Source organism: Nanhaiella sioensis, from assembly GCF_046557775.1.
In the GTDB taxonomy this organism is placed as follows: Bacteria; Bacillota; Bacilli; order Bacillales; family SM2101; genus Nanhaiella; species Nanhaiella sioensis.
This window is the reverse complement of the sequence record NZ_JBKAEG010000001.1, coordinates 2,866,238-2,879,994: the sequence shown is the minus strand read 5'-3', so window position 1 is coordinate 2,879,994 and position 13,757 is coordinate 2,866,238. Positions and strand designations below refer to the sequence as shown.

The 13,757-nt window shown below is 34.8% G+C and carries 15 protein-coding genes and 1 riboswitch; of the genes, 5 read left to right on the top strand and 10 right to left on the bottom strand.

Annotated features, from left to right (window positions below; translation table 11 throughout):
- Positions 1-124 precede the first annotated feature (124 nt).
- Positions 125-1,135 (bottom strand): spore coat putative kinase YutH, encoded by a 1,011-nt coding sequence (gene yutH / locus V1503_RS13265; RefSeq protein ID WP_410627556.1) that lies wholly within the window; start codon positions 1,133-1,135, stop codon positions 125-127.
- 328 nt (positions 1,136-1,463) lie between these two features.
- Between yutH and V1503_RS13260 the strand changes: the two genes are divergently transcribed.
- On the top strand, positions 1,464-1,961 hold the full coding sequence (locus V1503_RS13260; protein ID WP_320257823.1) for a phosphatidylglycerophosphatase A family protein: 498 nt from the start codon (positions 1,464-1,466) through the stop codon (positions 1,959-1,961).
- 299 nt (positions 1,962-2,260) lie between these two features.
- Here V1503_RS13260 and V1503_RS13255 read toward each other — a convergent pair whose 3' ends face one another.
- The 3 genes from V1503_RS13255 to V1503_RS13245 all read right to left on the bottom strand — a co-directional run bounded on the left by V1503_RS13255 (position 2,261) and on the right by V1503_RS13245 (position 4,290).
- Entirely contained in the window at positions 2,261-3,034 is a 774-nt protein-coding gene (locus V1503_RS13255; protein ID WP_410627554.1) for a TIGR01457 family HAD-type hydrolase, read from the bottom strand.
- Between the two features lie 81 nt (positions 3,035-3,115).
- Positions 3,116-3,760, bottom strand: a complete 645-nt coding sequence (locus V1503_RS13250) for a helix-turn-helix transcriptional regulator (RefSeq protein WP_410627552.1) — start codon at positions 3,758-3,760, stop codon at positions 3,116-3,118.
- A gap of 86 nt (positions 3,761-3,846) precedes the next feature.
- A complete protein-coding gene (locus V1503_RS13245) occupies positions 3,847-4,290 on the bottom strand; it encodes a DUF86 domain-containing protein (protein WP_410627550.1) in 444 nt (147 codons plus the stop codon).
- A gap of 162 nt (positions 4,291-4,452) precedes the next feature.
- Here V1503_RS13245 and V1503_RS13240 point away from each other — a divergent pair, with 162 nt between their 5' ends.
- Both V1503_RS13240 and V1503_RS13235 read left to right on the top strand, forming a co-directional pair.
- Positions 4,453-4,719 (top strand): DUF3055 domain-containing protein, encoded by a 267-nt coding sequence (locus tag V1503_RS13240; protein WP_214481061.1) that lies wholly within the window; start codon positions 4,453-4,455, stop codon positions 4,717-4,719.
- 81 nt (positions 4,720-4,800) lie between these two features.
- Positions 4,801-5,052, top strand: a complete 252-nt coding sequence (locus V1503_RS13235; RefSeq protein ID WP_320257820.1) for a cytosolic protein — start codon at positions 4,801-4,803, stop codon at positions 5,050-5,052.
- A gap of 287 nt (positions 5,053-5,339) precedes the next feature.
- On the opposite strand, the gene V1503_RS13230 is transcribed toward V1503_RS13235, so the two are convergent.
- Positions 5,340-5,624: a YutD family protein gene (locus V1503_RS13230; protein ID WP_214481063.1), complete on the bottom strand. Its 285-nt coding sequence runs from the start codon at positions 5,622-5,624 to the stop codon at positions 5,340-5,342.
- 129 nt (positions 5,625-5,753) lie between these two features.
- On the opposite strand from V1503_RS13230, the gene V1503_RS13225 reads away from it, so the two are divergent.
- Positions 5,754-6,371 (top strand): YhcN/YlaJ family sporulation lipoprotein, encoded by a 618-nt coding sequence (locus V1503_RS13225; protein ID WP_410627547.1) that lies wholly within the window; start codon positions 5,754-5,756, stop codon positions 6,369-6,371.
- Positions 6,372-6,427: 56 nt separating this feature from the next.
- Here V1503_RS13225 and lipA read toward each other — a convergent pair whose 3' ends face one another.
- Complete coding sequence (lipA, locus tag V1503_RS13220) at positions 6,428-7,321, bottom strand: lipoyl synthase (protein ID WP_320209554.1); 894 nt, start codon at positions 7,319-7,321, stop codon at positions 6,428-6,430.
- A gap of 474 nt (positions 7,322-7,795) precedes the next feature.
- Here lipA and V1503_RS13215 point away from each other — a divergent pair, with 474 nt between their 5' ends.
- Positions 7,796-8,791 (top strand): M23 family metallopeptidase, encoded by a 996-nt coding sequence (locus V1503_RS13215; protein ID WP_410627545.1) that lies wholly within the window; start codon positions 7,796-7,798, stop codon positions 8,789-8,791.
- Positions 8,792-8,979: 188 nt separating this feature from the next.
- On the opposite strand, the gene V1503_RS13210 is transcribed toward V1503_RS13215, so the two are convergent.
- From V1503_RS13210 to yunB, 4 genes are all read right to left on the bottom strand, one after another.
- Positions 8,980-9,084, bottom strand: a complete 105-nt coding sequence (locus V1503_RS13210) for a methionine/alanine import family NSS transporter small subunit (RefSeq protein ID WP_214481066.1) — start codon at positions 9,082-9,084, stop codon at positions 8,980-8,982.
- Positions 9,084-10,592, bottom strand: a complete 1,509-nt coding sequence (locus V1503_RS13205; protein WP_410627543.1) for a sodium-dependent transporter — start codon at positions 10,590-10,592, stop codon at positions 9,084-9,086. The genes V1503_RS13210 and V1503_RS13205 overlap by 1 nt, the downstream gene beginning before the upstream one ends.
- A gap of 378 nt (positions 10,593-10,970) precedes the next feature.
- The gene (locus V1503_RS13200) at positions 10,971-12,572 is read right to left on the bottom strand and encodes a Na+/H+ antiporter NhaC family protein (protein ID WP_410627541.1); all 1,602 of its coding nucleotides are present in this window, start codon (positions 12,570-12,572) and stop codon (positions 10,971-10,973) included.
- Between the two features lie 126 nt (positions 12,573-12,698).
- Positions 12,699-12,892: riboswitch (Lysine riboswitch) on the bottom strand.
- 63 nt (positions 12,893-12,955) lie between these two features.
- A complete protein-coding gene (gene yunB / locus V1503_RS13195; protein WP_214481069.1) occupies positions 12,956-13,714 on the bottom strand; it encodes a sporulation protein YunB in 759 nt (252 codons plus the stop codon).
- Positions 13,715-13,757 lie beyond the last annotated feature (43 nt).

The window sequence follows — 13,757 nt, the reverse complement described above, 5'->3', positions numbered from 1 at the left end:
TTGTTGTATATCGTACTAAATTATAGACATGTATACAACTTGCCTTTCTTGGTAATCTATTTTCTTCAAAGCACAGTTCTTAAGATTCAAAATACAGTTTACAAAATGAGCTTATATAAAAACCTCACTTATATAACCATTCCAATTTCTTTAATGATCCTTGCTGGTTTACGTGAGACAAGTAATCATATACTTCTTTAAGAAAATGCTCATACTGCTTTGTTGTTTGTAAGATGTTATCTAAAGCTTTTATATTCCTTTCTGCATTTTCTTGTTTATTATTACGATAATATTCTTCAATACAATCGAAATAATGTATCGGAAATAGTAAACGAGCAAACAATATTCTAATAAAAAAAGGAGATAGTTGCTTGGAGCGTCCATAATGATAAATAAATTGAGGAATTGTTCGGTTGTCAAACTTACCAGCTCTAAAATATTGGTGTCGCAACCACTCAGCAATATCTCTTGACGGATGATCAAAAACCCAATCTGTAGGAAACCTTACAAGCTGTTGATGTGACCATGTATTGTCTGTAAACCGTTGATGACAAACTGTTGCAGAATCTACTGGTTGTGGTTGTTCATCTAATTCTGTATCAACAAGAAATTGAATAGCGTTTTCTGTTATACCTAAGTAGTATGGAAATGAGCATAGAAATTTTTCATCGAAAGCATTTAGATTTTCTGCTCTTACTTTTCTCCCCCAGAATATTTCCATTTGATCAAGCCTTTTTTCCCATAAGTATTTCCACTGTCCAATCCTAGCAGTTCTCGTTACTGAATATGGAAACCCACGACCTATATGATGGAATTTGGCAAGTTCCTTTGCTATATGTACATGTTTTTTGTACGTAAAATTTTTATATTGTAACAAAGCATACCTTTGGTCATTAATAAGGGCAAACAATAATTTACTCTTAGCAGGTACCAACGTTGCAGTGAATTGGTCTCCTTTTTGAACAAAATACTTACTAAACTGATCAAGTTCCATTATTTCTTCATCTTCAAGATGATCAACACGGACTGCAACATAGGATGTACGGTTATTTCTAAGTGAAAGGAAACTACCTGGATTTGAAAAGCTCTCATTCACAGATATTCCAAAAAATTCATCTATTTGCTCTTTGTTCATTTTATTCTCCTTTCTTCACCATAATAAAGGCAATCTCATAATGGCATAACTTAGCTAATTTACTTATATGTATGCTGCTAATTACTTGAATAATCTACAATGCTCCTTTATGATATAGAAAACAATCTGGCAAAATTTTTCACATTCTTAACAATGAACTAGTAAAATATAAGAAAAGTGAGAGCTAGAGCCATCGATGAAAACTTCCATAAAACATGAAGGTTTCTGTTCGTAAGATATGTATCTCATAGGTAATGTTAAAAAAAACTACATTCAATATGAGACGCTTAAATGTAAGAAAAAAACACTTAGGAATCAGGTGACTACAATGGAAATTGAAAAAAGCAACCAAATCGAAGCGAGCGCTAGAGAGCTATTAATTCAAAGAGGTGTTACAATCGATGATATTGCTGACCTTGTATATTTTTTACAAGTGAAATATCATCCAGATTTAACGAAGGAAGTATGTAAAGATAATATTGAACGTGTTTTATCTAAACGTGAAGTACAAAATGCTATATTGACAGGAATTCAATTAGACATTCTTGCAGAAAAAGGCTTACTTGAAGAACCACTTCTTTCAACAATTACTGAAGATGAAGGGTTATATGGGGTTGACGAAATACTCGCCTTATCAATTGTCAATGTATATGGTTCAATCGGGTTTACTAACTATGGATATATTGACAAAGAAAAACCTGGCATACTTAAAGATTTAAATGATAAATCCTCAGGGAAATGTCATACATTTTTAGACGATATCGTAGGAGCGATTGCAGCAGCTGCCTCAAGTCGACTTGCCCACAGATTTGCAAACACAGAGTAAGAAGGAAATGTGGAACTGCCTTGAACATCCCCGACAAGCACTGGAGCCTTTTCACATAAGGCTCTTTTTGCTTTCGGGTTTATGCCTGCAGTGACCTTGAGAGGCTAGGATGCAAACTAGGTTTATACGTTTGTAAGAAAAAAAACTGTTAAAACGCTTAAGAATTGAATGCATGTCAAATTGTTAAACAGTATCTAACAATTTGACGTGCAGTTTTTATGTGCTAAATATAATGTTAATTAAACATTTTGTTGCGAATTAAACTTCTTAATGAAAGATGATGCGGTTTTTCCAACAGATCAAATATGTTCCATCCATTCTTCTAAAGTATTGATGACGTGTGTTGGCTGCTGCTTATACCCTTTTAATAATTCCTTAGTAGTCACACCTGTATGAACTAATAACGTATCCATACCAGCATTCATACCTGCTAGAATATCTGTATCGTAATTATCTCCAACCATCACAGTATTTTCTTTAGCCACACTAAGTACTTTTAGGGCTTGGTCTACAATTATTTTTTCTGGTTTACCTATAAAGATTGGATCAACTTGAGTTGAAACAGTAATAACAGATGTTAGTGAACCGTTACCTGGTAATAACCCTCTCTCTGTTGGGATTGCAATATCACCATTTGTTGAAATAAAAGTTGCTCCATCTCTTACAGCAAGACAACCTAATGCAAGTTTCTCATAATTAATACTTCGATCAATCCCTACTACAACAAAATCAGGTTTGTTATCCTTTAATTCAATTCCTTGATCAGTTAATGCTGATTGAATACCTTCCTCCCCTATTACGTATACACTGGCATGCTCTTTTTGTTCTGATATGTAGTTAGCCGTTGCCATACTAGTCGTAAAAACCTGCTCTTCTGTAGACGGTATATCAAAATCTCTAAGCTTTTGTGCTACTTGTGCTGGTGTTCGAGAAGAATTATTCGTTACAAATAAATAGGGGATATTATTCTTGTATAATTTTTTCACAAAATCACTCGCTGCATCAATTTTATCTTTTCCCCTATACATGGTTCCATCTAAATCAATTAAATAGCCTTCATATTTCTTTGACATGTTACACTCTCCTAAATAGTCATTGTGCTTTCTTATCTTATCAAAAAAAACACTTTCTATAAAAAATAGAAAGCGTTTACTTTATTTTTTTCTATTTTCTGATGGCTTTTTTACTTCGTAACGACAATAATCATCGCCTTTTGCTAAACAAGAGCATGCAGTCACATCAGTTTTAAGTACATCTTTAAATAGCTGTAATTCACAAGCACATGCTTGTTCATAGTGCTCAGCAACTTCGGAAATTGGACAATTAAATTCGTTAATGTAAAATACGTCATCGTCTTTTTGTTCAATTTCTGCCATATATCCATTTTCATTTTGAATAGAAGCAAGTTCTTTAATTTTTTCCTCAAATGTTTTATTCTTCAATCGATCGTCATATCTTTTCGTCAATCGGTCTAATCTATTTTGGAAAAGTTGATGAATCATTTCTTGTCCGCCCATTTTGTGAATATCTTCCAGGAACTCTAAGGTAACTGATTTATAATTTCGAGGAAATAGTTCTTCACCTTTAGCTGATAATTGATAGACATGTATAGGTCTACCAATTGCTTGACGTACAAGTGTAGATTGTATATATAAATCTCTTTCTAATGTATTTAAGTGTCTTCTAACAGCCATTTCTGTTATTCCAAGCTCATTAGCAAGTTCAATAACAGTCAGACGCTTTTTGAATTTAAGCAGCCTTAAAATTTCATCACGAGTTGAAGAGGATTTATTTTGCATGTACTTTCACCATCCTCTTCTTATTGTATACGATTTTACATGTTATAACAATTAATACGTTGCAAACAGCAGGCTACCATAGCATGCTATCGTTCACTTCTAAATGCTGATACTGGGCCTAATTCATTAGCTAAATAGTTTAGAACAGACGACGAAAATGTTTTAATACAGGCTATGTTTTTCTGTACTTCAGTTATTAATTGTTTATGGTTTATATGTAAATAATCATGGACAACCATTTTACGGTAACGAATTATATTTTTAAGTGCCTCACCATCATCTTTGGAAACGACCTTTTCATCAATTAATATATCTATTATATCTTCATAACTTCCTGGATCTCGCATAATGAATCCATCAATGATTAAATTTCCTACATCTAGCACCGACTCAATCATAATATGTACTATTCGTTCCAATGCTAATTGTTCAATTTGCCCATTGAATGTTTGTTTACTTTCAAACAATTGCACATGATTATCTAAAAAGACTAATGTTACTTCTATTTTTTGTCTATCAACAAAATACATATAAGTCTCCTTTCAACTTACAAACTTGCACTTCCCCTTATTCTACCACATCATAAGGTCCGATATTGTTGCTGCTTCCCTCCTAAATGTTCAGATACTCATAAGAAAGTTGCGTGGTTGATTCATACGATATAATATACTAATAGTAAGGAGGGAGTACATATGAGTGAACGTTTCTTTTTATATGATGAAACTGCACAAACAACGACAAGATTTGTGAGCTTCATGGGAGAGCATCAACGTTTTGATTTGGCAATTATTAAATCAGATAAATATTACGGTAAGCACCTTGTCTTAAACTTACTAAGTAATAAATTTGCTATTATAGGTCAAGACGATTTGGATGAACCTGGGTTTCTTGAGGGGGCTTATCAGCTAAGTGAAGAAGACGCACATGAGTTGCGCTCATTTTTAGAAGAGATTGTATAATTCAGTCTGTTCACTGGGAATAATACCAATAGTTCTAACTTTAAGCTGTTGGTATTATTCCAAAAAGTAGGTGTATCCATCATGAATAATAATAAGAATGAATCTTACTCAGATTTTAATAATGTTGAAGCAATGAAAAATTATCTAGTTCCAGAACAACTCCCTGAAGGTCCTTATGGCTCACCTCGGGGACAAGAAGAGCAAGTTGAGAATAAAAGCTCTTCATGGGAGCCAAGTCAACGATATTATAGTGCTTTTAACTATGAGGTTAAATCACTACATCATGATATTCCTCGCAAATTTCCTGGTGCACACCCTCCACATGACAAATAAAGTGCTCATGTGTTATGACAAACCCTTGTCGTAAACTTTGTTTTTTATTTTTACAATATCACAAAGCTAGGTCTTTTAAACTTTGTGCTTTTTTACTTACTTTAAGCAACTGATGTGTACGATATGATTTTTATAGCCTTTAAATGTAAAAGGTGCTAAACATGATTAGCCCTTATGACGAAAAGCAACAATTAATGGGAAAACAGCCTTAACAAAACAAAAGATATGGCTTAAGGCTAGTTGTATGTTGGCCTCTAATACGTCATGACAATAGTATTGATACTAGCTTACTTTTTTTTATTCTTCACTTTTCGCAAGACAAAATACGCACAGCCAAAATTACAATATTCAAATAAATACTCTGAGATTGAACTAATCTTTGTATCAAATGTTGCTTTTTGATTTTGATCTTCAAAAAAGCCTCGTAACCTTAATTGATTATAACCCCAATCCCCTACTATGTAGTCATACTTATTTAAAATATCTGAATATCTCGCTCGGAAATCCTCTTCTTTAAACCCATCTTTTATATTTTCAACTAATTCAAAACAATGGTTATTAATACAAATCATTAAATATACCTCCTACAGAAAAAGAAGTTCTTACCTTATTTTTACCATAAAAATTATAGAATTACCATTCGATTACTCTTATAAAACTGTTTCAATTGCACAATGTTAGTAGATGAGGAGGTGTTTGAATTGAACAAAACGATGATACTGCTAGTCAGCATATCGAGTGCTTTTTATTTAACAGCTTGTGCAACCAATACAGGAGAAAAACAAGCACTTTATGAAAGAAACGGTACAACAGTTAATGTTACAGATCGCAACGATTTATATAATGAAACAAACTTGAGAAACGATAGAGAGCCTACTCGTTATGGATATGTGAGACATCAGAAAAACCCTATACCTGGAAAAGATACATCATATGATCAGATGGCTAAATTAGACAAAGAACAAGCAGCTGACGTAATTGGAAAGTTATGCACTCAGCTACCGAACGTTTCAGATGTAGCCACACTCGTCACTGATGAAGAAGTATTAATCGCTTATGAAACTGAATCAGATGATAGAGACTTGATTGCCGAGCAAGTAAAGAGAACTGCAACATCAGTTGTTCCAGGCTACTACGATATTATTGTTGCAGATAATCTAGAAATAAGCAAAGAAATTGAAAGGTATGGAGCCTTGGATGCATCTAATAGTAGTATCGATAAATCACTTAGAGAAACCATTAAGAAAATGTTGACATATCCTCAAGGAACAGACTTTAATTCAAACAAATTGAAAGATCAAGACATGATGTCAAAATAAAGTTCATTATACACTGAAGTCCAGCATTGTAGCTGGACTTCTCATTTAAAAAATATTTATGCTTCCTGCGCTTTCTTTGCAGCTGCATTAACTTGTTCATCGGCATGATATGAAGAGCGAACAAGCGGACCAGACTCACAATGACTAAAGCCTTTACTTAACGCAATTTCTTTAAATTCAGCAAATTCATCAGGGTGATAATATTTCACAACAGGTAAATGACTCTTAGAAGGTTGTAAATATTGCCCAATTGTAAGAATATCAACTTGATTTTCTCGTAAATCATCCATAGCCTCTATAAGATCTTCCTTCGTTTCACCTAAGCCAATCATAATACTTGACTTAGTTGGAATATCTGGCTGCATTTCTTTCGCTCTTCTTAAAAATTCTAAAGAACGCTCATATTTTGCTCTAGCCCTTACACGATCCGATAATCGCTTAACTGTTTCAATGTTATGATTTAAAATATCGGGACGTGCATCCATTAATGTTTTCAAATTATCATATTTTCCTCCCATATCGGAAGGGAGTACCTCTATAGATGTAAGTGGGCTTTTCCTTCTAATAGCCCGAACAGTTTCTGCAAACACTTCACTTCCACCATCTTTTAAATCATCACGTGCAACAGCTGTAACGACCACATGCTTTAAATTCATTAACTGGACAGAATCAGCAACACGTTCAGGCTCTTGCCAGTCAAGCTCTGTAGGCAAGCCTGTTTTTACTGCACAAAATCGACACGCTCTCGTACATATATCTCCTAAAATCATAAATGTCGCCGTTCTTCGCTCAGCCCAACATTCGTGTATATTTGGGCACTTCGCTTCTTCACATACAGTATGTAGCTTCTTTTCTCGCATCATTTTTTTAAGGCCTGTATAATTTTCGTTCGTATTTAATTTTATTTTTAGCCATTCCGGTTTACGTTTATATTCCTGTTTGTTAGCCAATTTTATCAACTCCAATTTATAGCTATCTCATTAATTATATATCCAAACAATGTGTGTATCCAAATTTCAAGCTTTTTGCATTGATTATTGCTTTTGCACAAAGATACATATCCCACTAGTTCATGACATCTTATCAAATTTCATCAAGCTGTAGTTTACAAATGGGCAACAAAGTAAACTAAAAAAGCCCCATCCAATGTTATTTCTTCTGTCACTTTACCACATTTCTCAAGAAACGAACAAGAAAAAAGAATTACCAAGAATTTCTACTCAATTTTTATTATTAAAATACTACTTAGCTACAAACTAACATTAAGTAGCTCAGAGAGGGATCAAAGGAGCTTCACCAACAGAATTAACATGAGAAGGCTTAGCTTTAAGCGCTCAAGTTTGTGCGGTAATGGATACGAGTGATATAGCAAACAAACTCAAATTTTTTCCTCACTTTTTTAACACCTTTAATAGAAGGGAGAAATGAATTTCGTGCAACGTATTTCTATGGTATTATTAATCATTTTTGCAATCCTTTTTACTGAAAACTATGTCGTTCATGCTGAGGAAAAAAATGTACAACAAACTTACAATGAACGAATGGGACTATACAAGAAATTTGAAGCAGTCACACAAATCCCGTGGTATTATTTAGCAGCTGTTGATCAATATGAACGTAATGTACGACGAATTAGGAGGGACATTCCTGATGACGAAGGGATTATAGGTGTTTATATTAATTCAGATATGTGGACAGGTCCCTTAAATCCAAACAAAGCTGATCAAGATCTCTATTCCATTCAATTATTTGGCGGCATAGGAATGGACGGTGATGGTGATGGTTTAGCTGATCAGCAAAACGGGGAAGATGTTCTATATACCTTTACTCAACACTTTTTAGCTAGTGGAACAGACCATGAAAGTATTAAAATTGCATTGTGGGATTATTATAAACGTGATATATCTGTTGATGTAATATTAAGTCATGCCAAATTGTATCAAACATATGGGAAGCTAGATCTTACTCAACACGCATTTCCTGTATCTTTAAATAGTAATTACAGTTATAGAAGTACTTGGGGATACGCTAGGAGTTGGGGAGGCAGACGAAGCCACGAAGGAACTGATATTTTTGCTAATTATGGAACACCTGTACGCTCTACATGTTATGGAGTTGTTGAAATCAAGGGGTGGAATAGGCTCGGTGGCTGGAGGATAGGGATCCGTGACATTTCTAACACGTATCATTACTACGCACATTTAAATGGTTTTGCAGATAATATTAAGGTTGGTCAAGTTGTAGAACCAGGTCAGGTCATCGGCTCTGTCGGTAGCACTGGTTATGGACCACCAGGAACTGCTGGAAAATTCCCTCCTCATTTGCATTATGGAATGTATAAAGACAATGGAAACATCGAATGGTCATTTGATCCATATCCACATTTAAAAGCATGGGAACGACAAGAACGAAATAAGTAATAAAACTGAGCAGATTGATATGAGTAAAATAGGTGTCCTATCAACTGAATACGTGTTTTGTCTTCTAACTCAAAACTAAGATGCAGAGCTAGACAAAAAAGCGAGCACCACGTCGTTTATCTTCGTAAGTTGATCGCATAAGTGCAATAAAAAGCATCGACAGTTACATTGTCGATGCTTTTTATTAGTTATTTTTTTTTCGCTTTTATAACAGCATTTGTTACACTTGCTGCTAAACCACCCCAAATGATAAGAATACCTAGGACCATCATTACGATTGCACTACCATCCATTACCCAGATACCTCCTTATCTTTTTTCACCTGTAAAGCTTTACTATCCCATTTTTTAAATGTGAATATGACACCAATAAGCATTGCGCCTATCGCAACTGTCCAACCCCAATTAAAAATGAATTCTCTTGGATAGTCTCCATATTCTGATGTCAAGTTCGTCTTTAAGTTCTCAAACATCATATATCCTAATACGACTGGAGTAATAACTCCTAAACAAATTTTCCACCATAGACCTAGCTTGATATCTGAAATAGCATTTGCGTGATTTTGAAGATTTTTCAAATCTCTTGCAATCCAAGCGACTAATATAACTTCAAACAATCCTGCTAATGCTACACCGAAGTTATTAATGAATGCATCTGCTACATCAAGGAAATTCAATCCACCTTGTGTTGCAAAAACCAATGAGATAACAGCTGAAAGACCTCCAGCAAAAAATACAGCAGCTGTTCTCGACATCTTGAACTTATCTTGTACAGCAGCAATATACGTCTCAACAATTGATATTAATGATGATAACCCTGCAAGTACTAATGATCCGAAGAACAATACCCCGAACACTTCGTTTAATGCTGGGAACGAGTTAATTATTTCAGGGAATACCATAAAGGCTAAGCCAACTCCACCTTTAACTACTTCATCAACAGGAACACCTTGAGCTGTAGCCAAAAACCCTAATACACTAAATACTCCAATACCAGCTAACAATTCAAATGATGAGTTACTGAACCCTGTAATAAATGCGTTGTTTGTTATATCCGATTTTTTCGGAAGGTAACTAGAATAAGTAATCATGATCGCGAACGCAATAGATAAACTGAAGAAAATTTGTCCGTATGCTGCGACCCAAACCGTACCATCGGAAAGAGCACTCCAATCAGGCTTAAAGAACGCGTTAAGACCTGTAATTGCTCCATCAAGAGTAACTGCACGGATAACGATAATTAAAAATAATACTACGAGTGCTGGAATAAAAATTTTATTGGCAATCTCAATACCTTTTTTAACTCCCGCAAATAATACCCCTAATGTTACAACCCAGACGATAATTAATGGAATAAGGACTCCTGGAACAAGACTTCCAAAGCTTCCTGCGTCTGTAACTTGTAAATAATCACCTACTAAAAAGTCAACTGGTTTATCCCCCCAGCCTAGGTTAAAGGCAAATACAGTATAGCTCATTGCCCAGGCAATGATAACTGAATAATACGTTGAAATGACAAAGGCTATTGCAACCTGCCACCAACCAAGCCATTCTGAGCCTTTACTTACTTTTGCATATGATAGAGGGGCTGAGCCACGATATTTATGGCCGATTGTAAATTCCATAACAAGAAGTGGAATACCGGCAGTTATTAATGCGAATAAGTACGGTAAAAAGAATGCTCCTCCCCCATTTTCATACGCTGTTGCTGGGAAACGCCAAATATTACCTAGGCCAATAGCTGAACCTACTGCTGCTAAAATAAACCCAGCACGCGTTCCCCACTGTGGACGATTATCCATATTTGCATTACCTCCTTTTAATATTTTACCTCTCCGTATCTAGTAAAAGAATAATATCTACACGACTAAATTTAAACGGAAAGTTTTATATATTCTGATTATTTAATATAATCTATCCATAGTATAGCTAGTTCTAATGACATTTGTCAAAACATTATTTGTTTTTTTACAAAAAAGATATTTCAAAATAATGGATATAAATAAACCATTGGTAGAGTATGCTCAAATGCTATTATTCATAAGGTTTTTAAGCTAAATTTAGATATAAAAAGAAAGGATCAGCTCTTACAACTCATTATTTTGTATAATATATTAGAGTACCTAACCTTTATACTTTCAATGAGTGCTTAAGCTAATCCTTTTGGCTCACTTGCAATTCTATTTATTATTGTATGCAGCATTTACAGCCTGAGAACTACTACTTTGTTTCTGCTTGGCAAAAATAAATATACCAACTAACATTAAGAGTACAACAGCTAACCCTATTAATGTACTATTCGTAAATCCTAATACTAAATAGCCTATAGAAGCTACTACTGCTGCAATAATAGCATATGGAAGCTGCGTCAATACATGATCAATATGATGACTTCCAGCCCCTGTTGAAGATAAAATCGTCGTATCTGAAATCGGTGAACAATGGTCTCCGAATACTGACCCAGCTAAGACAGCAGACATTGCTGGAAGCAATATTGTTATATCTACTGTAGCTGCAATTTGTCCAGCAATCGGAAGCATTAAACCAAACGTACCCCATGATGTACCAGTAGAAAACGCCATAATCCCAGCAATAAGAAACATGATAACTGGTATCATACCAATATTTATGTTCGAACTTTCCACAAGTCCTGCTAAATATACACCTGTTTCTAATTGGCCAATTAAATCAACAATCATCCATGCTAATAATAAGATCCAAATTGCAGGAAGCATTGATTTAATTCCTTCAACAATACCTTTCGGAATTAATTCAAAAGATATTTTTTGAGAAATCGTAGCCTGTCTTATAAACATAATTAAAGTAACTAACAGACCGAATAAACCACCGTATAACAATGAGCCCGTTACATCTGTATTTTCAAATATAGCTAGTGCAGTAACAGCAGTTCCCTCAGCAACATTTGCCCAACCTGTCCAAATCATCGCTACGACTACACCTACAATTAAAGCTAAAATAGGAAGTACTAAATCCCAAACTGAGCCTTTGTCACTCACAGGTAAATTTTCTTTCAATTCACCAGGTACTTCTTTTTTGTCTGGGTCAACAACATTCCCAGAATCAATAGCTCTTTGCTCATGCGTTTTCATAGCACCTAAATTAACATTATAAATGCTAACTATAAACACCATTGCTATCGCTGAGATAACGTAAAAATTCATCGGAATCATTTGTACAAATGCAGCAAACGGTGTTATATCTGCAACACTATGTGCCGCTAGGATCGTACCAATTATACCGATAATGTATGCTCCCCAACTTGATACAGGAGATACTACACATATCGGCGCCGAAGTCGAATCGATCAAATAAGCTAGCTTTGCTCGAGAGATGCGATGACGATCTGTAAGGGGTCTGCTCACTTGTCCTACTGCCAAGCTGTTGAAATAATCATCAATAAATATAATAATCCCTAAAAATGCAGTAACTAGATGTGCCCCTACTCTAGTTTTTACACGTTTTAATGCCCACTCTCCGAAAGCTCTACTACCACCTGAAATAGAAATAAATGCAGTAATTAATCCTAATAATAGTAAAAAGAAAATAATATACACATTCCAAGTATTAAGAGCTCCGTCTGATACAAAGATTGCTGAAAAACTACCCCACATTGACTTACCAGCTTCGGTAATAGAGAATTCATGAAGAAGTAGAGCAGCAGACAAAATCCCTACCCCTAGTGAAAGTAAAACTCTTCTCGTGACAATAACCATAAGTATCGCCAACAGTGGTGGAATTAGCGAATAAATTGTTCCACTCATTTAAATAACCTCCTAAAAAATTTTTTTGGAGGGCTACTAATTTAAATAAAATGAAACAAGCACAAAAAGAGTAATGATAGAAAATAACCTATCATTACTCTTTGTAATGTTATGTTATCCTCCATCACGATCAGTAGCCCTCCATTATGAAATATGCAACGATGCTTTCCATAATGACAGTGTTACCCTTATTCAAGGTAACCCCAGTAAAAATATTTTCGACAAATTATTTTCACTTCGGCAAAAAATCCTTTCAGCTATGATCATCGTTGTCATCCTTACATAGCCTAATCATACTTTTTGCGTCCTCTACCTCATCGATCAGATAAGGTTAATTATTCAGTTTGAAATTATTATATCAATAAAATGTAGTTAAAACAAGCTTAATTCATAGGAATTTCAATAGAAGGTTGAGTATCGCCACCGCCATTATAAAAATCAGGTACTTTACCTTGAAAGACTTTACTATCTAATATGACATCTGTTTTTACTGGAACTGTTTCAGTAGCAAACGGGATGACAACCTGCACATTTACCTCTAATTCTACTTTCACAATTAGTAACACATTATTAATCCCCCATGGCTCCATTTCATATATTACATTGGGCTTCACACTACCAACCATATAAAAAAGAACTGGTATGGACGGTCCTAAATTACCTAACAAGGCATTATTAGTTGCTTGCCCTAGTGGTATATTAAAGATAACACCGTTACCCTCTTCATCACCTTCTGTTTCGATATCTACATCTGGTACCTCTAGTTCATTTACCTTGCCTTTCCGTACTTTCGCAAGGTTTTGTTGAACCCTATTTGTTATTTGTGCTGATATACTATTAATAACGCCAGTATTGATGTTAGTAATATAAATATAGCCATCCTCATCTGTAGTTACATTATTAGTTAGTCCTTCAGTCTCCATTCCTTCTTTGATCTGCTTATTTACTGCATTATTTATGACTAATGTAGCAATTCGTTCTGATTCTTTCTCAGCCACATCCATCAATGTCGGTGTTATTCCCTTATTAATAATCCATAAACCAGTAGCAGTAGAAAAGATAAAAAAGACAAACGTTAATAAAAAAACATACCGAAAGGGTAGCGGCCCTTTTTTTCGAAAACGGCGGTTGTATAGTGACAAAACAAGATCCCCCCTTACAAGCTATATGTATGCAGACAAGGGG

Bases quoted from the DNA above. Each gene is read 5' to 3' on its own strand.
- V1503_RS13260 (WP_320257823.1), top strand. From the start codon at position 1,464: ATGGAAATTGAAAAAAGCAACCAAATCGAAGCGAGCGCTAGAGAGCTA.
- V1503_RS13230 (WP_214481063.1), bottom strand. From the start codon at position 5,624: ATGATTTGTATTAATAACCATTGTTTTGAATTAGTTGAAAATATAAAA.
- V1503_RS13215 (WP_410627545.1), top strand. From the start codon at position 7,796: ATGAATTTCGTGCAACGTATTTCTATGGTATTATTAATCATTTTTGCA.
- V1503_RS13245 (WP_410627550.1), bottom strand. From the start codon at position 4,290: ATGTATTTTGTTGATAGACAAAAAATAGAAGTAACATTAGTCTTTTTA.
- V1503_RS13240 (WP_214481061.1), top strand. From the start codon at position 4,453: ATGAGTGAACGTTTCTTTTTATATGATGAAACTGCACAAACAACGACA.
- V1503_RS13255 (WP_410627554.1), bottom strand. From the start codon at position 3,034: ATGTCAAAGAAATATGAAGGCTATTTAATTGATTTAGATGGAACCATG.
- V1503_RS13235 (WP_320257820.1), top strand. From the start codon at position 4,801: ATGAATAATAATAAGAATGAATCTTACTCAGATTTTAATAATGTTGAA.
- yutH (WP_410627556.1), bottom strand. From the start codon at position 1,135: ATGAACAAAGAGCAAATAGATGAATTTTTTGGAATATCTGTGAATGAG.
- V1503_RS13250 (WP_410627552.1), bottom strand. From the start codon at position 3,760: ATGCAAAATAAATCCTCTTCAACTCGTGATGAAATTTTAAGGCTGCTT.
- V1503_RS13200 (WP_410627541.1), bottom strand. From the start codon at position 12,572: ATGAGTGGAACAATTTATTCGCTAATTCCACCACTGTTGGCGATACTT.
- V1503_RS13205 (WP_410627543.1), bottom strand. From the start codon at position 10,592: ATGGATAATCGTCCACAGTGGGGAACGCGTGCTGGGTTTATTTTAGCA.
- V1503_RS13210 (WP_214481066.1), bottom strand. From the start codon at position 9,084: ATGGATGGTAGTGCAATCGTAATGATGGTCCTAGGTATTCTTATCATT.